At 68.8% G+C, this 19,747-nt stretch carries 19 protein-coding genes; 5 read left to right on the forward strand and 14 right to left on the reverse strand.

All coding sequences use genetic code 11. The features are described from left to right. Positions 1 to 57: 57 nt before the first annotated feature. Positions 58 to 1,194, forward strand: a complete 1,137-nt coding sequence (locus GXN78_RS04855) for a branched-chain amino acid ABC transporter substrate-binding protein (protein ID WP_106556040.1) — start codon at positions 58 to 60, stop codon at positions 1,192 to 1,194. Between the two features lie 19 nt (positions 1,195 to 1,213). Here the strand turns inward: GXN78_RS04855 and GXN78_RS04860 are convergent, their stop codons facing one another. The 9 genes from GXN78_RS04860 to GXN78_RS04900 all read right to left on the reverse strand — a co-directional run bounded on the left by GXN78_RS04860 (position 1,214) and on the right by GXN78_RS04900 (position 9,378). Beyond that, positions 1,214 to 1,621 carry an SRPBCC family protein gene (locus GXN78_RS04860; protein ID WP_106556039.1) on the reverse strand — a complete coding sequence of 136 codons (408 nt, stop codon included), beginning with the start codon at positions 1,619 to 1,621 and terminating at the stop codon, positions 1,214 to 1,216. 61 nt (positions 1,622 to 1,682) lie between these two features. After that, complete coding sequence (locus GXN78_RS04865) at positions 1,683 to 2,387, reverse strand: ABC transporter ATP-binding protein (protein WP_106556038.1); 705 nt, start codon at positions 2,385 to 2,387, stop codon at positions 1,683 to 1,685. Next, the gene (locus GXN78_RS04870) at positions 2,380 to 3,138 is read right to left on the reverse strand and encodes an ABC transporter ATP-binding protein (RefSeq protein WP_106556037.1); all 759 of its coding nucleotides are present in this window, start codon (positions 3,136 to 3,138) and stop codon (positions 2,380 to 2,382) included. The genes GXN78_RS04865 and GXN78_RS04870 overlap by 8 nt, the downstream gene beginning before the upstream one ends. Before the next feature lie 56 nt (positions 3,139 to 3,194). Beyond that, complete coding sequence (locus GXN78_RS04875; RefSeq protein ID WP_106556036.1) at positions 3,195 to 4,166, reverse strand: branched-chain amino acid ABC transporter permease; 972 nt, start codon at positions 4,164 to 4,166, stop codon at positions 3,195 to 3,197. Between the two features lie 3 nt (positions 4,167 to 4,169). Further along, positions 4,170 to 5,042 (reverse strand): branched-chain amino acid ABC transporter permease, encoded by an 873-nt coding sequence (locus tag GXN78_RS04880; RefSeq protein ID WP_106556035.1) that lies wholly within the window; start codon positions 5,040 to 5,042, stop codon positions 4,170 to 4,172. A gap of 16 nt (positions 5,043 to 5,058) precedes the next feature. Further along, entirely contained in the window at positions 5,059 to 6,234 is a 1,176-nt protein-coding gene (locus GXN78_RS04885) for an ABC transporter substrate-binding protein (RefSeq protein ID WP_106556034.1), read from the reverse strand. 168 nt (positions 6,235 to 6,402) lie between these two features. Continuing rightward, positions 6,403 to 7,392, reverse strand: coding sequence for a PDR/VanB family oxidoreductase (locus GXN78_RS04890; RefSeq protein WP_239142607.1), 990 nt, complete (start codon positions 7,390 to 7,392; stop codon positions 6,403 to 6,405). A 38-nt stretch (positions 7,393 to 7,430) separates the two neighbouring features. Continuing rightward, positions 7,431 to 8,186, reverse strand: coding sequence for a GntR family transcriptional regulator (locus tag GXN78_RS04895; protein WP_106556032.1), 756 nt, complete (start codon positions 8,184 to 8,186; stop codon positions 7,431 to 7,433). A 79-nt stretch (positions 8,187 to 8,265) separates the two neighbouring features. Continuing rightward, entirely contained in the window at positions 8,266 to 9,378 is a 1,113-nt protein-coding gene (locus GXN78_RS04900) for an aromatic ring-hydroxylating dioxygenase subunit alpha (protein WP_106556031.1), read from the reverse strand. Between the two features lie 146 nt (positions 9,379 to 9,524). On the opposite strand from GXN78_RS04900, the gene GXN78_RS04905 reads away from it, so the two are divergent. The 3 genes from GXN78_RS04905 to GXN78_RS04915 are packed head-to-tail and all read left to right on the forward strand — an operon-like array spanning position 9,525 to position 12,726. Then, on the forward strand, positions 9,525 to 10,646 hold the full coding sequence (locus GXN78_RS04905) for a 5-methyltetrahydropteroyltriglutamate--homocysteine S-methyltransferase (protein ID WP_106556030.1): 1,122 nt from the start codon (positions 9,525 to 9,527) through the stop codon (positions 10,644 to 10,646). A gap of 38 nt (positions 10,647 to 10,684) precedes the next feature. Continuing rightward, positions 10,685 to 11,353 (forward strand): glutathione S-transferase family protein, encoded by a 669-nt coding sequence (locus GXN78_RS04910; protein WP_106556029.1) that lies wholly within the window; start codon positions 10,685 to 10,687, stop codon positions 11,351 to 11,353. Beyond that, a complete protein-coding gene (locus tag GXN78_RS04915) occupies positions 11,350 to 12,726 on the forward strand; it encodes a phospholipase D-like domain-containing protein (protein WP_239142608.1) in 1,377 nt (458 codons plus the stop codon). Before GXN78_RS04910 ends, GXN78_RS04915 begins: the two co-directional genes overlap by 4 nt. An 8-nt stretch (positions 12,727 to 12,734) precedes the next feature. On the opposite strand, the gene GXN78_RS04920 is transcribed toward GXN78_RS04915, so the two are convergent. Further along, entirely contained in the window at positions 12,735 to 13,868 is a 1,134-nt protein-coding gene (locus GXN78_RS04920; protein WP_106556028.1) for an ROK family protein, read from the reverse strand. A gap of 31 nt (positions 13,869 to 13,899) precedes the next feature. After that, entirely contained in the window at positions 13,900 to 14,685 is a 786-nt protein-coding gene (locus GXN78_RS04925) for an alpha/beta fold hydrolase (protein ID WP_106556027.1), read from the reverse strand. Positions 14,686 to 14,795: 110 nt separating this feature from the next. Between GXN78_RS04925 and GXN78_RS04930 the strand changes: the two genes are divergently transcribed. Next, positions 14,796 to 16,328, forward strand: a complete 1,533-nt coding sequence (locus GXN78_RS04930) for a glycine betaine ABC transporter substrate-binding protein (protein WP_164255371.1) — start codon at positions 14,796 to 14,798, stop codon at positions 16,326 to 16,328. Between the two features lie 10 nt (positions 16,329 to 16,338). Here the strand turns inward: GXN78_RS04930 and GXN78_RS04935 are convergent, their stop codons facing one another. The 3 genes from GXN78_RS04935 to GXN78_RS04945 are packed head-to-tail and all read right to left on the reverse strand — an operon-like array spanning position 16,339 to position 19,739. Next, the gene (locus tag GXN78_RS04935) at positions 16,339 to 17,775 is read right to left on the reverse strand and encodes an aldehyde dehydrogenase family protein (protein ID WP_106556025.1); all 1,437 of its coding nucleotides are present in this window, start codon (positions 17,773 to 17,775) and stop codon (positions 16,339 to 16,341) included. A 24-nt stretch (positions 17,776 to 17,799) separates the two neighbouring features. Next, positions 17,800 to 18,711, reverse strand: a complete 912-nt coding sequence (gene kdgD, locus GXN78_RS04940) for a 5-dehydro-4-deoxyglucarate dehydratase (RefSeq protein ID WP_106556024.1) — start codon at positions 18,709 to 18,711, stop codon at positions 17,800 to 17,802. A gap of 56 nt (positions 18,712 to 18,767) precedes the next feature. Next, a complete protein-coding gene (locus tag GXN78_RS04945) occupies positions 18,768 to 19,739 on the reverse strand; it encodes a tripartite tricarboxylate transporter substrate binding protein (RefSeq protein WP_106556023.1) in 972 nt (323 codons plus the stop codon). Positions 19,740 to 19,747: the final 8 nt, after the last annotated feature.

Raw genomic sequence — 19,747 nt, forward strand, 5'->3', positions numbered from 1 at the left:
GCGATTGCCAGTAGCCCCTCGTAGAATTTTTTTCTACAACATTTTCAGTGGGGTTACATGAGACTTGTCGGCATTGGCTTTTCGGCACTCGCACTCGTCGGGCTCATCGCCTGTTCCAAGGTACCCGACACGGTGAAGATCGGTGTCGCTCAGCCTTTGTCCGGCCCGCTGGCCGCCCTGGGCAAGGACATGCTCCAGGGCGTCGAGCTGGCGGTGAAGGAGCTCAACGCCAGCGGCGTCACGGTCGACGGAAAGACCGTGCATTTCCAGATCGTTGCCGTCGACGATCAATCGAGTGCGGGCGTCGGCGAGCAGGTTGCGCGCCACCTTGTCGACGAGGGCGTGGTCGCGGTCATCGGTCACCTCAATTCCGGTGTGAGCATCCAGGCGGCGCCGATCTACGCTGCGAAGAACATCCCGCAGCTCGCCATTTCCACCCAGCCCAAGTACACGCAGCTCGGCTTCCCCACGACGCTGCGGCTGGTGGCCAGCGACACGATCCAGGGACGCGCGATGGGCGCCTATGCGGCCACGACGCTCAGCGAGAGCGCAGGCGCCTGTGCCGTCGTCGACGACAGCTCGTCCTATGGCAAGGCGTTGGCCGATCTGGCGGAAGAATCGCTCAGCGCCCATGGCCGGACCGTGGCCCTGCGCCGATCGTTCGACGACAAGACCACCGAGTTCGGCTCACTGGTCAAGGAGTTGAAGACCCGTTCGGTCGAGACCATCGTCACGACCCTCGCTGACTTCCAGGTCGTCGCGCTCGTCAAACAGCTGGCAGACGCCGGCCTGACCAACATCAAGATCGTCGGCGGCGACACGCTCAAGACGAACAAACTGCTGGCGCAGAAGCTCCCGCTCGAGGTCTTCGCCACGTCGCCCGTTCTGGAGCCGAGGGAGTTCTACCGCGGCGCGAAGTTCGTCGATGCCTTCAGCGCTGCACACGGCCACCCGCCGGTGTATGGCGCGCACTACGCCTACGATGCGATGTACTTGCTGTCCAACGGCGTACAGCGGGCCAAGTCGGTCGACGGAAAGGTGCTGACTGCCAAGCTTCGCGAGCTCGACTTCATGGCCCCTGTCACCAATGTGATGAAGTTCGGTCCCGACGGCGAGCAGGTCTACGGCAGCGTGGGTGTCTATCGACCGCGCGCGGGCCGCTGGGAAGCACTGATGAGTTCAGGCCGCTGGTGAACGGGGCGCCCTGCCCAGGCTACTGAGCGGCCGCCTGCGCCTCCAGGGTTTTCTTCATCACCCGCATGCCCTCGTCGATCATCGCGGCGATGGGGGCCGCCATCTCATGCGGCAGCAGGTCGGCAATCCACAGCAGCCGGCTGCGCCCGCCGCCCTCGTCGAAGATCTGCAGCGAGGCGTTGTGATGGGTGAGCCGGCCGCCGGTCGCCGACCAGACCAGCCGGCGCGCCGCATCGTCCAGGTCGACGATCACTTCGCGCGCCACCACACCGTTGCCAAAGGTGACGATGCGCGCATCGCCTTCCAACTTGCAGTCGGTGACGAAGCCGGGCACCAGCCGGCGGTGGATGGCGCCGATGTCGCGCACCACCTCCCAGACCTGCGCGGCGCTCGCGGCCACCTGCGTTTCACGTCGAATGCTTGCCATGTTCAAGTCTCCTGTGGGCCTTGGTGCTGATGGGGTCGGACCAGTGTAGGTCCAACGTAGTTCAGCGCGCCACGCCCAGCAGCCGTTCCAGCACCTCGGGCTGCGCGCGCAAGCTGGCCGCGCGATCGGCATGCACCACCGTGCCGTGGTCCAGCACCACCGCCTCGTCGGAGATCGCGAGGATGGCCTGCGGATGCTGCTCCACGATGATGGCCGCCAGGCCTTCGTCCTGCGTGATGCGGCGGATGGCGCGCAGCAGCTCCTCCACGATGATGGGCGCCAGCCCTTCGAGCGGCTCGTCCAGCAGCAGCAGCCGCGGATTCACCACCAGCGCGCGCCCCACCGCCAGCATCTGCTGCTCGCCGCCCGACAGCTGCGTGCCCAGGTTGCGCTTGCGCTCGGCCAGGCGCGGGAACATTTCGTAGACGCGCTGCGGATTCCAGGCACCAGGCCGTTCCACCGCGGTCAGGTTTTCATGCACCGTGAGCGACTTGAAGATGTTGCGCTCCTGCGGCACCCAGCCGATGCCGGCCGCCGCGCGCTGGTACGGCGACAGCTTGTGCAACGCCGCGCCGCCGAGCGCGATGCTGCCGCCGTGCTGGCGCGTCGCGCCTGCAAGCGTGTTGATCAGCGTGGTCTTGCCGGTGCCGTTGCGGCCCAGCAGCGCCAGCGTCTGGCCTTCGCCGAGGGCGAGCGAGATGTCGTGCAGCACTACGGCTTCGCCGTAGCCGGCGCTGAGCTTCTCGATGCGAAGCAGTTCAGACATGCACAGCTCCCTGGCCCAGGTAGACCTCCTTGACCTTCGGGTCGTTGGCGATCGTGTCGGGGTCGCCCTCCGTGAGCAAGGCTCCGTTGACCAGCACCGTCATGCGGTCGGCAAAGCTGAACACCAGGTCCATGTCGTGCTCGATCAGCAGCACCGAGACATCGGCCGGCAACGCCGCCACGGTCTCCAGCAGTTCCTCGCGCTCGCCGGCCGGCACGCCCGCCACGGGTTCGTCGAGCAGCAGCACGCGCGGCTCGCAGGCCAGGGCAATCGCGATCTCCAGCAGGCGGCGCTTGCCGTAGGCCAGCTCGCGCGTCGGCTGCTGCGCCGCGTCGCCGAGGTGGAACTGCTCCAGCAACTGCGCGGCCCGCTCCGAGACCCGGCCGGACGCGCCCAGCGGGCGCCACCACTGCGCCCCCAGGCCCGAGCGCTGCGACACCACCAGCGCCAGCGTCTCCAGCGGCGTCATCGAGTCGAAGAGCTGGTTGATCTGGAAGGTGCGCACCATGCCGCGCGCCACGCGGGCATGCGGTGCCAGGCGCGTGATGTCCTCGCCCTCCAGCACGATGCGCCCGGACGTCGGCGTGAGCACGCCCGTCAGCAGGTTGACCAGCGTGGTCTTGCCGGCGCCGTTCGGGCCGATCAGCGCGTGGCGCGCGCCGCGCTTCAGATTCAGCGTGACGTTGTCGGTGGCAGTGATGCCGCCGAAGCGCATCACCAGGCCGGTGGCGGAGAGCACGATGTCAGTCACAGGAGAACCTTCGCCTTCGGCTGCGGTGCGAGCACCTTCGGGCGGCCGTGCGGTGCTCATCGCGCCGCCCCCGCCCTCTTGCCGAACCAGGTCCAGGGCCTGAGCAGCCGGTCGCGCCCGACTAGCACCAGCAGCACCAGGATCAGGCCGATCCAGAACATCCAGTATTGCGGCGTCACGGTCGACAGCGTGTCCTGCAGCAGCTTGAAGACGATGGCGCCGGCGATGCCGCCGTAGAGCCAGCCCACGCCACCGATCACCAGCATCAGCAGCACGTCGGCCGAGCGGTCGAAGGCCAGCACGTCCAGCGATGCGAAGCCGGTGGTCTGCGCCAAGAGCGCGCCCGCCGCGCCGGCCACCGCCGCGGCCACGGTGTAGATCACCGCGATGCGCGAGACCACCGGGACGCCGATGGCCATCGCGCGCAGCCGGTTGTCGCGGATCGCCTTGAGCGTGGCGCCGAAGGGCGACTGCACCAGCCGCCGCATGATGACGAACAGCACCAGCAGCACGGCCATTGAATACCAGGCCGCGGTGCGCCCATAGAGGTCGAACTCGAACAGGCCCAGCACCGGCCCCATCACCACGCCCTGCAGCCCGTCGGCGCCGCCGGTGAGCCAGTCCAGCTTGTTGGCCAGCTCCAGCAGCAGCAGCGCAGTGCCCAGCGTGACCATCAGCCGCGTGAGGTCGCTGCCGCGCAAGATGGTGATGCTGGCCACGGCGCCGAGCGCGGCCGAGGCGGCGATGGCGACCACGAGGCCCACGGTCGGGTCCGGCATCACATGCTTGGCGAAGAGCGCGGACGTGTACGCGCCGAAGCCGAAGAAGGCCGCGTGCCCGAGCGAGACGATGCCGGTGTAGCCGAGGATCAGGTCCAGCGACAGCGCGAACAGCGCGATGATCGCGATCTCGTTGATCATCAGTGCCTTCGAGGGCAGCAGCGCCGGCAGCACGAAGACCACGGCCCAGAAAACGAACTCCCAGGGCCGCCAGCGGGTCCGGGCGAGCAGCGCGTCGCGTGAATCCATCGGCTAGCGCCCTCCCCGGCGCGTGAACAATCCCTGGGGCCGCCACATGAGGATCAGGATCATCAGCAAATAGACCGTGAAGGCCCCCATCTTGGGAATGAAGTACTTGCCCGCCACGTCGGCGATGCCCAGCAGCAGCGCGGCCAGCAGCGGCCCGGTGATCGACGAGGTGCCGCCGACCGAGACCACGATCAGGAAATAGATCATGTACTTGAGCGGGAAGGTCGGGTCCAGCCCCAGGACCTCGGCGCCGAGCGCGCCGCCCAGGCCGGCCAGGCCCGAACCCACCGCGAAGGTCGCGAGGAACACCACGTTGACGTTGATGCCCAGCCCGGCGGCCACGCGCGGATCGTCCACCGCCGCGCGCAGCCGGCTGCCGAAGCGCGTCTTCGACAGGATGAGCTGCAGCACCACCGTGAGCAGCGCGCACAGCACGATGATGAAGATGCGGTAGTGCCCCATGCCCAGCAGCAGCGCGCCGTCGCCGATCTCGGTGCGGCCGCGCAGCCACTCGGGCAGGTGGATGTTCTGCTGCGAGGAGCCGACGAAGAAGTCGATGGCCGCCACCGCCATGAAAGCCAGGCCGATGGAGAACAGCACCTGGTCGAGGTGCGACTTGCCGTACATCGGCCGGTACAGCGTGCGCTCCAGCAGCGCGCCCAGCAGCCCCACGAGCACAAAGGCGAGCACCAGGCAGGCCAGGAAGGGCACGCCCGCCTTCTGCATCGCGAACACCGTGAGATAGCCCCCGGCCATCGCGAAGGCGCCATGCGCGAGGTTGATGAAGTTCATCAGCCCCAGCGTCACCGCCAGCCCGACCGCGAGCACGAACAGCAGCATGCCGGAGGCGATGCCGTCGAAAAGAATGGTCAGCATCGGCCTGAGCGTGAGCTTATTGCTTCGCCTTGCCCGGGTCCTTGACGGACTTGATCACGTCGAACTCGACGTTGTAGAGCTGTCCGTCCTTCTTCTCGACCTTGCGCAGGTACACGTCCTGCACGATGTCGCGCGTCTGGGCGTCGATCAGCACCTGGCCGCGCGGACTCTCGAAGATCTGCCCCTTCATCGCGGCCAGCAGCGCATCGCCGCCGCCCTGCCCCTTGGTGGTCTTGAGCGCCTCGTAGATTACGCGCATGCCGTCGTAGCCGCCCATGGCCATGAAGTTGGGGCGCATGTTCTTGTTGGCCTTCTGGAAGGCCTCGACGTACTTCTTGTTGAGCGCCGACGGGTGTGCGGCCGAGTAGTGGTGCGTGGTGACCACGCCCAGCGCGCCGTCGCCCATGTCGTTGAGCTGGTCGTCGTCGGTCACGTCGCCGGTGGCGATCAGCTTGATGCCGGCCTTGTCCATGCCACGCTCGACGAATTGCTTCATCACCGCCGCGCCGGCGCCCGAGGGCACGAAGACGAAGAGCGCGTCGGGCTTGGCGTCGCGCACCTTCTGCAGGAAGGGCGCGAAGTCCGGGTTGCGCAGCGGCACGCGCAGCTTGTCGAGCACCTTGCCGCCGTTGAGCTGGAAGCGCTCGGTGAAGAACTTCTCGGCGTCGTTGCCCGGCCCGTAGTCGGCGACCAGCGTCACCGCCGACTTGATGCCGTTCTTCGGTGCCCAGTCACCCATCGCCACCGAGACTTGCGGCAGCGTGAAGCTGGTGCGCACGATGTAGGGCGAGGCCTCGGTGATGCTGGAGGTGGCGGCGGCCATCACCACCATCGGCGTCTTCGATTGCGTGGCGATGGGCGCGGTGGCCATGGCCGAGGGCGTGATGCCGAAACCGGCCAGCACATTGACCTTGTCGTTCACCACCAGCTCCTGCGCGAGGCGCTTGGTCACGTCGGGCAGGCTGGTGTCGTCTTTGACGATGAGCTCGATCTTCTTGCCCGCCACGGTGTCGCCGTTCTGCGCCATGTAGAGCCGGGCCGCGGCCTCGATCTGGCGGCCGGTGGAGGCTTGCTGCCCGGTCATCGGCAGCACCAAGCCGATCTTGAAGGTGTTGCCCTGGGCCTGCGCCAGCGGCATGGCCAGTGCGAGGGCCGTGAGGCTCGCGGCCTGCATGAGATGGCGACGTTGCATGGAAAGTCTCCTTGTGGATGAAGCGGGACGGGGCGTATTGTGATCAATTGAAACGAAATGCGCGCCTCGGCAAACACCTAAGGCGCCGGGCCGCAGCCGCTCTTTCTGCGCGATCCTTCGATCGATTGCGCGATGATCGCGCAGAGGGCCGGATCCTCATCCGGATCTTCACGTAGCGTCGGGCCGCCACGCGGAGTCGAGCGTGACGCTGCCGACCGCCCGCGACACGCAGGCGCAGATGCGGCGGCCTTCGCGCTTCTCGTGCTCGCTCAGGAACACGTCGCGGTGGTCGATCTCGCCGTCGACGGCCAGCACGTCCATGGTGCATAGGCCGCATTCGCCGCGACGGCAGTCCCACAGCGTCTGCACCCCGGCGGCTTCGAGCGCTTCGAGCAGGCTGCTGTCGGCGGGCACCTGGATGCTCAGCGCGTGGCGCGGAATTCGCACCTCGAAGGCTTGCGCGGGCAGCCGGCCGCTGCTGCCGAAGGTCTCGAAGCGCAGGTCGGCCGGCGGCCGCCCGGCTTCCGCCCAGGCGCGCTTGACGGCTTCCAGCATCGGCACCGGCCCGCAGGTGTAGAGCTGGCCGCCGCGCGGCAGGGCCCCGATCTCGGCGGCGAAATCGATGGGGGCGCTGCCGATGTGGGCCTGCACGCTGCCGGCCTCCGAGGCTCCGACCGCTTCCTGCAACAACGGAAGGTAGGCCAGTTCCTCCGCGCTGCGCGCGCCGTAGAGCATGCGCACGGGGATGCCGCGGCGTCCGGCCAGCGCGCCCAGGCGCTGCGCCATGAAGACCATCGGCGTGATGCCGATGCCGCCCGCCACCAGCAGGTAGCCCGGCGCCGTCGTATCGAGGCCGAAGTGGTTCTGCGGCTGCGTCACCAGCAGCCGATCGCCGGGCGCCAGGCGCCACATCGCGAGCGAGCCGCCGCGCCCGTCGTCCAGGCGCTTGACGGCGATGCGCCACGCGCGGCCGTCGGGCTCGCCGACGAGCGAATAGTGGCGCGTCTGCATCCGGCCGGCGCCGGGTGCACCGACCAGCAGTTGGACCTGGAGATGGGAGCCGGGCTCGTACGCGGCCGCGAAGCCAGTCTCGGGCGTGATCTCGAACTCGCGCACCGTGGGCGTGAGGTCGCGGCAGGCGGCGATGCGCGCGGGCATCCAGTGAACTTCGCTTGTCATCGTGATGGAGATGGTTGTCAGGCCCGGCGGCGGATCAGTTGCACGCCCGGCAGGGGATGGTTGTGCGCGCCATGCAGCGCCTCGCGCAGGTTGCGTTGCGCGATCCGGCTGTGCTCGCGCATCAGCGCCTCGGCGCGCGAGCCCTCGCGGTTCTCGATGGCGTCAAGCACCTGGCCATGCTGGTCCTGCGCGATCACGAGCATGTCGCGCGCGGCCGGCGAGTTGGCTTGCACCACCACGAAGGCCGAGGGCGAGGCGAAGGGCAGATTGGTCGCGCGCTCCAGCTGCTGGGCGATCAGCGGGCTGCCCGCCATTTCCGACAGCAGCCGGTGGAACTGCCCGTTGAATTCGACATAGCGCGAGAAGGCGGCGTCGTCGAGCGCGGGCTCCCTCAAGAGCTCGTCGATGCGCTTGAGGCAGGCGCGCGCTTCACGCAGCACCACCGGCGCCGCCCCGCGCTCGGCCGCGAGCCGCGCCGCCAGGCCTTCGAGCGTGCCGCGCAGCTCGATGGCATCGGCCACGTCGCGCTCGGAGAAAGTGCGCACCGCGTAGCCGCCGTTGGGCAGGGCCTCGAGCAGGCCCTCCTGCTCGAGCCGCATGAGGGCGCTGCGCACCGGCGTGCGCGAGACGCCCAGGGATTCGGAAATCGCCACCTCGGCAATGCGGGTGCCGCCCGGCAGCTCGCCGGCCAGCACCATCTCGCGCAAGCGCAGCTGGGCCTTGACGGCCTGCGAGCTGCCGGCTTCCGAGGCAGGCTCGCCGCCGGCGCTCATAGGGCCCCCACGCTTGTCACTTCGTGTACTGCGCTGCCCCCCGAGGGGGCCTTCGCGCCTTCGGGCGGCCGGGCGGCGCTCATCGCCCCGCCTCCGCCGCGGCCGCCGCCCGGATTGGGATGGTCGTCGCAGCCGGCTGCTCCTTCGCGATCAACTGGTCGATCAACCGCCGCGCCCACATGGCCCCGGCGTCGATGTTGAGGTTGTGGAACTCCTGCCCGGGCCGCTCGTCCATCGCGCGCTGCTGCGCCTCGAGCACCAACTCGTCCTCGCGGAAGATGCCGGCCACGCCCTCGCGCAGCTCGTGCGTGAGGCGCTGCTCACCGGTGCAATAGTTGCGCGCGAAGGCCCAGAAGTAGACGCAGCTGGTCTCGGTCTCGGGCGTGATGGTGTTGAGCACATAGCCGTTCACGCCGCGGCTGCGGTCGCCCGGCTGGCCCTCGCTCGGCACCGCGCCGCTGCCCGCCGCCGCCACGCCCACGTCGATGTTGACGGTACACGGCCCTTCGAAGCGGATGATCTGCCAGCGGTCCACCTTGCCCTCGTAGCCGTGGGCATGGCGGATCTGCGCGGCCCAGAAGGGCGGCGCGTCGATGTTCTCCATCCAGCGCGTGACGGTGGCAGAGCGGTCGCCGTGCGTGGCGACGAAAGGCGCCTCGGCCACGGCGCGGTTGCCGATGGAGGAGCCGTGCACGAAGGTCTCGTGCGTGAGGTCCATCAGGTTGTCGACCACCAGCCGGTAGTCGCAGGCCACGCGGATCATCTTGCCGTCGCCGGCCCAGGCCGGGTCGTCGTTCCAGTGCATGTCGGGCACCAGCGCCGGGTCGGCCAGGGCCGGGTCGCCGGGCCAGACCCAGACGAAGCGGTGCTTCTCCACCACCGGGTAGGAACGCACGCAGGCCGAGGGGTTGAGCGTTTCCTGGCTCGGCATGTGGGTGCAGCGGCCCTGGCTGTTGTAGACCAGGCCGTGGTAGCCGCAGACCAGCTCGTCGCCCTCCAACCGGCCCAGCGACAGCGGCATCATGCGATGCCAGCAGGCGTCTTCCAGCGCGGCGACCTGGCCGTCGCTGCGCCGGTACATCACCAGCTTCTGCTTGCAGATGGTGCGGGCCAGCAGGCTGTGCTTGAGCTCGACGTCGTAGGCCGCGGCATACCAGGCGTTGAGGGGGAAGGAGCTTGTGGGGCGACTCATGGGATACGCAATGTATACATACAGGCGGCAATATCCAATGATTTCAGGCCAATTCAAGGGTAAACACTGACATTAATGTATCCATTAAGGCCGATCCCCGTGCGTTTACGATCGGTCGTTCTTTTCCAGATTCGACGGAGCCCACCATGTCCGAACATGCCCGCCTGCCTGCCCGCTACGACCACGTCGGCAGCTTCCTGCGTCCCAAGTACCTGCTCGAAGCCCGCGAGCAAAAAGCCAAGGGCGAGATCACGCCCGAGCAGCTTCGCCGGGTCGAAGACAAGGCCATCACCGAGATCGTGAAGTTCCAGGAGGACATCGGCCTCAAGAGCATCACCGACGGCGAGTTCCGCCGCACCTACTTCCACATCGACTTCCTCGAGCAGCTCGGCGGCGTGAAGACCGACATCCCGGTCACCATCCGGAAGCCCGACGGCACCGAGGAACTCGCGCCGCCGGTGATGCGCGTGATCGACAAGGTGACGCACGCCAAGTGCATCCAGCTCGCCGACTTCGAGTACCTGAAGAGCCAGGTGTCGGCCGGCAACACGCCCAAGGTCACCATCCCCTCGCCCACCATGCTGCACTTCCGCGGCGGCCGCGCCGGCATCAGCAAGGAGGCTTACCCCGAGCTCGACCCGGTGTTCTACGACGACGTGGCGAGGGCCTACGGCGACGAACTGCGCTCGCTGGCCGCGGCCGGCTGCACCTACGTGCAGATGGACGACACCAACCTCGCCTACCTCTGCGACGAGAAGATGCGCGAGGCTGCCCGCCAGCGCGGCGACGACCCCAACGAGCTGCCGCACCGCTATGCCGCCTTCATCAACAAGGTGGTGGCACAGAAGCCCGCGGGCATGACGCTGGCGATGCACCTGTGCCGCGGCAACTTCAAGAGCACGCACGCGGCGGCCGGCAACTACGAGCCGGTGGCCGAGGCCCTGCTCAAGGAGATGGACCTGGACGCCTACTTCCTCGAGTACGACGACGCACGTTCGGGCGACTTCCGGCCGCTGCGCTTCCTGCCCAAGGGCAAGACCGTGGTGCTGGGACTGGTGACCACCAAGTTCGGCGAGATGGAGGACAAGGACGAGCTCAAGGAGCGCATCGAGGCGGCCGCCAAGTACGCGCCGCTGGAGCAGCTGGCGCTGTCGCCGCAGTGCGGCTTTTCGAGCACGGTGCACGGCAACAACATCGCCGTCGAGGCCCAGCGCGCGAAGCTGCGGCTGGTGGTCGAGACCGCCCAGGAGGTCTGGGGCTCGACCTGAGGTGCAAGCCCGGTGAAGTCGCGGCATGATCGCGCTTCATGAAGCTCTTCACCGGCCCCCTCAGCATGTTCGGCGCCAAGGCGCAGATCGCGGCGCTCGAAAAGGGCATTGCGATCGAAGCCGTCATGGTGCCCTTCGACAAGGACGACAACTACCTCCCCAAGCACCCCGAGGTGCTGCGCGTCAACCCCAAGCGGCAGGTGCCGGTGCTGATCGACGGCGAGGTGGAGCTCTTCGACTCCACGCAGATCTTCGAATACCTCGAAGACAAGGTGCCCGAGCCGCCGCTGTGGCCGCGTGATGTCGCCGGCCGCGCCCGGGCCCGCCAGCTCGAGCACCTGTCTGACGAGGTGTTCTTCCCCCACGTCATCAGGCTCATGGGCCTGCAGCACGACATGCGAAGCGAGGCGGCCGTCACGGCCTGCGCCGCCTGCGCCCGCTTCTACGAGCAAATGGAAGAGCGGCTCGCGCATGCCGAGTACCTGGCCGGCCCCTACTCCTTCGCCGACATCGCCTTCTACATGGCGCAGGTCTTCGCCGACCGCAAGGGCGCCGGCATGACCGATGCCACGCCGCGCGTGCTGGCCTGGCGCGAGCGCGTGGGCGCGCGCCCCGCGGTGCGCGCGGTGGTCGGGCCGATGATGCGCTTCCTGGCCTCGGAAGGACGGCCCGTGCCCGCCTCCCTCCAGTCGCACCTCGCCGCGTGAACCGCATCGACGACTGGCTGGACTGGCTGCCCTCGCCGTCGCAGCACTTGCTGGTCGTGACCTTCGCGCTGCTGGTCTACGTGCTCACCACGCGAGGGCGGCGCGAGCACCGCGCACCCACCACCGCGATCGCCTGGGTCATGGGCCTGGTGCTGCTGCCTTACCTCATCCTGCCCATGTACCTGCTCTTCGGCCAGCGCAAGCTGCGGCCCGCGGGCTCGCCGCGGCCGCCGCGCTCGGTGCCGGCCGGGCACTGGGCGGCCGACCTGATCGAGAGCTTCGGGCTCGCACCGCCGGGCCCCTGCGCGGTGCGCTTCCATGCCGACGGCGGCGCGGCACGCGATGCGCTGTGGGCGGTGATCGAGGGCGCGCGCAAGCGCATCGACATTTGCACCTTCATCATCGGCGACGACGCGCTGGGCCACGAGGCGATCAACCGGCTGTCGCGGCGCGCGCGCGAAGGCGTCAAGGTGCGCGTGCTGCTCGACGGCTTCGGCGCCCTGTCGCTGCCGCGCCATCACTTCGACACGCTGCGCGAGGCCGGCGCCGAGGTGGCCGTGTTCCGCCCCCTCTTCAGCCTGCGCCGCACCGGCCCGCGCAACCTGCGCAACCACCGCAAGCTCACCATCGCGGACGACGGCTGGCTGTGGTCGGGCGGGCGCAACCTGGCCGGCGAATACTTTCTCGGCAACGACGAACACCCGGACGCCTGGCACGACCTCTCCTTCGACCTCCGGGGCAGCGTGGCCGCGGCGGCGGCGCGCCAGTTCGACCACGACTGGGCCTCGGTGCGCGGACGCAAGCCGCGCGCCATCGCTGCCGCCGTGCCGCCGGCGGGCGAGCTCGCCCAATTCCTGCCCAGCGGGCCCGACCAGACGGAGGACACGGCCCACGCGCTCTTGATCGACGCCTGCTTCCGCGCCGAGCACCGGCTGCTTGCGATCACGCCCTACTTCGTGCCCGGCGACGGCCTGCGCGATGCGCTGCGCCTGGCGGCGCGGCGCGGCGTGCAGGTCACGATCGCGATGCCGGCACAATCCAACCACCGGCTGGCCGACTTCGTGCGCGCCCGCGCCATGCGCGACCTCGCGCGCGCCGGCGTCAGCTTTCGCATGCTGCCCTTCATGGCCCATGCCAAGGCCGTGGTGGTGGACGATCAGCTGGCGCTGTGCGGCTCGATCAACCTCGACATGCGCAGCCTGCTGCTGAACCACGAGGCGGCGGTGGTGTTCTACGGCGCCGAGCAGATCGACTGGCTGGCGCAGTGGATCGAGACCACCGCCTCGGCCGGCGAAAGCTACCGCGCGCGGCGGCCGGGGCTGGTGCGGGACGTGGCGGAAGGGCTGCTGCTGACGGTCGCGTTCCAGCTCTAAGAGGAGCGCTACGAATCCTTGGAATTCTTCGAGGACTCGATGTTGCTGTAGCTCGCATTGCCCAGCCCCGTGCCGATGGTCAGCACCGCCCAGCGCTTCACGTCGCGCATGAAGGGCAGCTCGCTCAAGCCCTGCACCACCGCATCGTTGTGCATCAGCACCATGGTCGGCACGCCGCGGATGGTCGGGATCTTCTTCGCGAGCGCAGTGGGCAGGTGGAAATGCTCGCTGGTCCAGTCGCCGGGCATGTTCTGGGCGCCGCGCGCGATCGAGCCGTCCTTGCGGATCAGGCCGGGGCAGCCGATGCCGACGAAGGGCGCGAGGCGAATGCCCTTCTTCTTGCAGTAGCGCACCTGCTCTTCCAGCATCTCGGCCAGCCGCGCGACCAGGGCACGGCGGTTCGGGCCGTCGTCGGCATGGCGCCACTTCTCACGCCGGACCACCTTGGCCTTCGACAGATCGCGCGCGCGCTTGCGCCGCGTCTTCACGATGCCGCAGCGCACGTTGGTGCCGCCGATGTCGAGCGCGAGGATGGCGTCGTAGTGCTCCAGCAGCTCGGGCGGCGTCAGGTGCAGCCAGCCGAGCAGCCCGCCGTCGTCGGGCTCGTGGCAGATGCGCGCGAGCTCCACCGGCACCTTCATCTCCTGCAGGATGGCGGCCGCCTGCAGCACGGCCCGCTCGCCCACGTCGCTCTCCGGGAAGCCGCCGCCGATCACGATGCGCTCGACGCCCTTCCACGAGGGCTGGCTCAGAAAACTCTGGATGACCTCGGCCAGCGCCTCGGCGAATTCTTCGATGGCCGCGTGGACCACATCGGTCGCCTCCGAGGCCTTGCCCTCCTTCAGGGCCGCGTCGAGCGTGCCCTTGGCGAGTTCTTTGGAATGCCGCTCGCCCAGCGGGTCCTTCTTGCCCTTCCTGCGATGCCGCCGGCGCCAGCGCTCCAGCAGCTCGCGAAAGGCCGTCTGGCTGGCCTGGTCGCCCAGGAAGCCTTCCTCGCCGCGCAGTTGAAGGCTGTAGCCCTCGACCAGCACTGCCGGCAACTCTCGGGCTCCGTGGATGTCCGCCGCGGGGGCCGTCGGCGCATACCGGGCGTTGCTCTTGCTCTTGCTCTTCTTCGATCGCGTCTTGTCTTCGGAAGCCATGAAGTCCTTCGCGGGTTTCGGGGTTGCGCGGTCAATCGGCCGTGGCTTCGAGGATAAGGCGCGTCGTTTCCTCGGGGGCATCCCAGTGCGGGAAATGCCCGCAGCGCTCGAACCAGTGCAGTTGCGCCCCCGGGAAGAGCTGCAGCGCGCGCGTCGCCTGCCGCGGGGGGCAGATGCGGTCGAGCCGCCCCCAGCCGATCACCAGCGGCTTGGGCAGACGGCCCGCGTCCGTGCCCTGCGCGGGCTGGCGCAGCAGCGCGTGCAGCACCGCCTCGAAAGAGCGCGCGGATGCGTAGCTGCGCATCTCCTCGAGCACCATCGAAGGCGGCAGCGCGGCCGGCTGCACCGAGAACTGCGCCAGCAGCAGGCGGCGCGACCACTCGTGCGCGATGAGGCTCGGCATGGCGAATTGAAGGTTGCGCGCCAGGCGGCGCGAGAGCCAGGCCGACGCGGCGAAGAGGATGCGCTCCCAGCCGACCCAGAAGCCGCCCGGCCCCATCGAGATCACCGAGCCGAGCACGCCGCCGCGGCTCGCCAGCTCCAGCAGCAGCCGCGCCCCGATCGAGCTGCCGGCCGCATCGGTGCCGATGAGCTCGTGCTCCCACAGGAACTGCGCGAGCGCATCGGCCAGGGTCTGCACCGAGACCTCGCCATCGAGAGGCGGGCTCTTGCCGAAGCCGGGCAGGTCGATCGCGGTCACGCTGCGCCGGGCCGCCAGCGGTTCCATGATGCCCTGCCACGAGCGCCAGCTGCTGCCCAGTCCATGGACGAGCAGCAGCGACTTGCCTTGACCACGCCGGACGTAATTGATGAGCACGGTTCGTCACTGTGCAGGCAGGCGGCTGCGAAATCGCATCAGCCTCGCGCACGATCTCCTGTAGGAATGCGGCCTGTCGCGATCCGCGGCGCGCCGATACACTGCGCCGGATGCATTGCCTGCACCGCTTGCGGCTTCTCGCCTTGTCCTGCCTGGGCCTGCTCTGGGCCGCCGCGCCTTCGCTGGCGCAGGACGCGGGCCTCCACATCGGCTCCAAGCGATTCACCGAGTCGTACATCCTGGCCGAGGTCATGGCGCAGACCGCCGCGCCCCACCTGCCCGCACCGCCGCAGCTGCGGCAAGGCCTGGGCAACACCGCGATCGTCTACGAGGCCCTGCGCGCGGGCAGCATCGACCTCTACGCCGAGTACACCGGCACGGTGGCGCTGGAGATCCTCAAGAACCCGCAGCCGATGACGGGCGAGGCCATGAACGCCGCGCTGGCGCCGCTCGGCCTCGGCATCGCGATCCCGCTGGGCTTCAACGACGGCTATGCGCTCGCCATGCGTGCGGCCGACGCCGAGCGTCTCGGTGTGAAGAGCCTGAGCGACCTTGCGCGCCATCCCGAACTGCGGCTGGGTTTGTCGAACGAATTCATCGGCCGCGCCGACGGCTGGCAGGGCCTGGCCGCGCGCTACGGCTTCGCGCAGAAGCCCACCGGCCTGGACCACGGCCTGGCCTACGACGCGATCACGGCGAAGCAGATCGACGTGATCGACATCTACACCACCGACGCCAAGATCGATCACCTCGGCCTGCGCGTGCTCACGGACGACCGCGCCTACTTCCCACGCTACGACGCAGTGGTGCTGTACCGGCTCGACGTGCCCAAGCGCTGGCCGGCGGCCTGGGCCGCGCTGCAGAAGCTCGAGGGCCGCATCGACGAGCGCGCGATGATCGCGATGAACGCGCGCGCCGAGCTGCAAAGCGTGGCCTTCGATGCGATCGCACGCGATTTCCTTGCGCAGGGCGCAACGGGTGTGAAGGCCGGTGCCGCGGGCAGCGAGGGCGCGCGCGGCTTCGTCGCCAAGCTCTTCGGCCCCGACCTCGGCCGGCTCACGCGCCAGCACCTGCTGCTGGTGGCGATCTCGGTCGGGCTGGCGATCCTCATCGCCGTGCCGCTGGGCATCTTCGTGTTCCCCCATCTGCGGCTGCGGGCCGTGGTACTCGGGCTCACGGGCCTGCTGCAGACCGTGCCCTCGCTGGCGTTGCTGGCGCTGCTGATCTCGTTGATTGGCGCCATCGGCACCCTGCCGGCGCTGATCGCGCTCACGCTCTACTCGCTGCTGCCGATCATGCGCAACACCGTGACCGGGCTTGCCGAGGTGCCGGCCGGGCTGCGGCAGGCGGGCACGGCGCTGGGCATGACGGGCGGGCAGAGCCTGCGGCTGGTGCAGTTGCCCCTGGCGCTGCCGACGCTGCTGGCGGGCGTGCGCACGGCGACCACCATCGCGATCGGGACGGCGACCATCGCGGCCTTCATCGGCGCGGGCGGGTTCGGGGAACGGATCGTGACGGGACTGGCGCTCAACGACCGCGGGTTGCTGGTGGCGGGGGCGGTGCCGGCGGCGGTGCTGGCTTTGCTGAGCGAGGGGTGTTCGGAGGCGATCGAGTACTGGCTTCGACGCGGGCGGACCGTCTGACTCGCTCCCCTCAAGCCAAGGTGTACGCCGTCTTCACGACCGTAAAGAACTCCTGCGCATACCGCCCCTGTTCCCGCGGCCCGTAGCTCGACCCCTTGCGCCCGCCGAAGGGCACGTGATAGTCCACCCCCGCCGTCGGCAGGTTCACCATCACCATCCCCGCCTGGCTGTGACGCTTGAAGTGCGTCGCGTACTTCAGACTCGTCGTCGCGATGCCGGCCGACAGCCCGAACTCGGTGTCGTTGGCCGTCGCCAGCGCTTCCTCGTAGTTCTTCACCCGGATCACGCTCGCCACCGGCCCGAAGATCTCTTCCTTGTTGATGCGCATGCTCGCCACCGACTCGCTGAACAGCGCCGGCGTCATGTAGAAGCCCTCGGTCGCCAGCTTCAGCCGATCGCCGCCCGCGGCCAGCGTGGCGCCTTCGCCCTGGCCGATCTCGATGTAGTCCAGGTCCTGGCGCAGCTGGCTCTCGCTGGAGACCGGGCCGATGTCGGTGCCCTGCGCCAGCGCATCGCCGACCTTGATCTTGGCCATGCGCGCCTTCATCGCCTCGATGAACTTCGGGTAGATGCCATCGGTCACGATCAGCCGGCTGGAGGCGGTGCAGCGCTGGCCGGTGGAATAGAAGGCGCTCTGCACACTGAGCTCCACCGCCTGGTTCAGGTCGGCGTCGTCCAGCACCACCTGCGGGTTCTTGCCGCCCATCTCCAGCTGCACCTTCTTGCCCTTGGTCGCGCACGCCACGGCGATGCCGCGGCCGACGCCGACAGAGCCGGTGAAGCTGATGGCGTGGATGCCGGGATGGTCGACCAGCGCATTGCCGATCACGCTGCCGCGGCCCATCACCAGGTTGAAGACGCCGGCCGGGATGCCAGAGCGGCTGATGATCTCGGCCAGCGCCCAGGCGCAGCCGGGCACCAGGTCGGCGGGCTTCAAGACCACGCAGTTGCCGAAGGCCAGCGCCGGCGCGATCTTCCAGGCGGGGATCGCGATGGGGAAGTTCCACGGCGTGATGAGCCCGACCACGCCCACCGGCTCGCGCGTGATCTCCACGCCGATGCCCGGGCGCACCGAGGGAACGACCTCGCCCGACAGGCGCAGGCATTCGCCGGCGAAGAACTTGAAGATGTGGCCCGCGCGCGTGGCCTCGCCGATGCCCTCGGCGCGGGTCTTGCCCTCCTCGCGCGCGAGAAGGGTGCCGAGCTCTTCCTTGCGCGCGAGGATCTCGTTGCCGATCTTGTCGAGCGCATCGCTGCGCGCCTGCACGCTGCCGGTGGCCCAGCCCGGGAAGGCCGCGGTGGCGGCCGCCACGGCCTCGTCGACCTGCACGGCGTCACCCTGGGCGTAGTGGCCCAGCACGTCTTCCAGGTTACTCGGGTTGGTGTTGGGGCTGTAGCTGGCGCCCGCGCGCCATTCGCCGTTGATCAGGTTGTCGAAGTTCTGCATGGCAGTGTCCTTGGAGTCGGTGGCCTACTGCGGCCCGAGCTTCTCGATCAGGTCCGCCAGTGCATCGTACTCGTCGGCCTTGAGCTCGGTGAGCGGCGTACGCACCGGGCCCGCGTCGTGCCCCACGATGCGCGCGCCGGCCTTCACGATGCTCACCGCGTAGCCCTGGCCCTTGTTGCGGATCTCCAGGTAGGGCATGAAGAAGTCCTTGAGCAGGCGGTGCTGCGTGGCCATGTCGTCGGCCGCCACCGCCTTGTAGAAGTCCATGGCGGTCTTCGGAATGAAGTTGAAGACGGCCGAGGAATACACCGGCGTGCCCAGCGCCTTGTAGGCCGCCGCGTAGACCTCGGCCGTGGGCAGGCCGCCCAGGTAGGCGAAGCGGTCGCCCATGCGCAGGTAGATGGAGCTCATGAGTTCGATGTCGCCGATGCCGTCCTTGAAGCCCACCAGGTTGGGGCAGCGCTCGGCCAGCTTCGCCAGCGTATCGGGGTAGAGCCGGCTCTGGCCGCGGTTGTAGACGATGACGCCGAACTTCACGCTCTTGCACACCGCCTCCACGTGCGCGGCCAGGCCTTCCTGGCCGGCTTCGGTCAGGTAGTGCGGCAGCAGCAGGATGCCGTGCGCGCCGGCCTTCTCGGCCGCCTGCGCGCACTGGATCGCGAAGCGCGTCGGCCCGCCCGCGCCGGCGATGATCGGCACCTTGCCGCGGCAGGTCTGCACCGCGGTCTCGATGATTTCCGGGTACTCGTCAGCGGTCAGCGAGAAGAACTCGCCGGTGCCGCCGGCCGCGAACAGCGCGCTGGCGCCGTACGGCGCCAGCCATTCGAGGCGCCGGATGTAGCCCTTCTTGTCGAAGTTGCCCTCCGCGTCGAAGTCGGTCAGCGGAAAGGACAGCAGGCCGGAGCCCATGATGGATTTGAGTTCCTGGGGATTCATCGAGAAAAGATCCTGGAGAGAAGAGAAAAAGACGGAAGGGGACGGCAGGCCCGCATTCAGTCCAGCTTGATCTGTGCCGCGTCGACCACCTTGGCCCAGCGCGCGCGTTCCTTGTTGAAGAACTGCTCCTGCTCGACCGGCGTCATGGTCACGACCTCGGCGCCCTGCCCGGCCAGGCGCGAACGGATGTCGGCCGAGCGGATGATGGCGACCAGTTCCTTGTTGAGGCGCTGGATCACCGCCTCGGGCGTGCCGCGCGGCGCCAGCATGCCCTGCCAGGTGCCGGACTCGAAGCCCGTCACGCCCTGCTCGGCGATGGTGGGCACGTCGCCGATCAACGGCATGCGGGTGGCCTTGGAGACGCCCAGCACCTTGAGCTTGCCGCTCTGCACATGCGGCAGCGTGGCGAGCATGCCGTTCATCAGCACCTGGGTCTGGCCGCCCACCGTGTCCTGGATGGCCTGCACGCCGCCCTTGTAGGGCACGTACTGCCAGCGCGCGCCGCTGGCGCGCTCCAGCGCCACGCCGGCCAGGTGCGGTGCACTGCCGGTGGCGGTAACGGCGAAGTTCAGGTCGGACTTCTTCGACAGCGCGATCAGTTCCTTCAGGCTGTTCGCCTGCACTGACGGGTGCACCACCAGCAGGTGCGGCGAGTAGGCCAGCATGGTCACGCCGCGCAGGTCCTTCGACGGATCGAAGGCGAGCTTGGTATAGACGGACGGGCTGATCGCCAACGCGCCGACGTCGCACAAGAGCAGCGTGTAGCCGTCGCCCGGCGCCTTGGCCACGAGGTCTGCGCCGAGGTTGCCGTTGGCGCCCGCACGGTTCTCCACGATCACCGATTGCTTGAGCGCCTCCGACAGCGGCTGGCTGATGGCGCGCGCAATGATGTCGGATGAGCCGCCCGGCGGGTAGGGCACCACGATGCGCAAGGGCTTCGAAGGCCAGGCGTCGGCCGCCGAGGCGTGGCCGGCCAGCAGGCTCGCGCCGACGGCGCCGAGCATGAGATCGCGTCGATTCAGGGTCATGTCGTGGG

Source organism: Variovorax sp. WS11 (assembly GCF_010499245.1).
In the GTDB taxonomy this organism is placed as follows: domain Bacteria; phylum Pseudomonadota; class Gammaproteobacteria; order Burkholderiales; family Burkholderiaceae_C; genus Variovorax.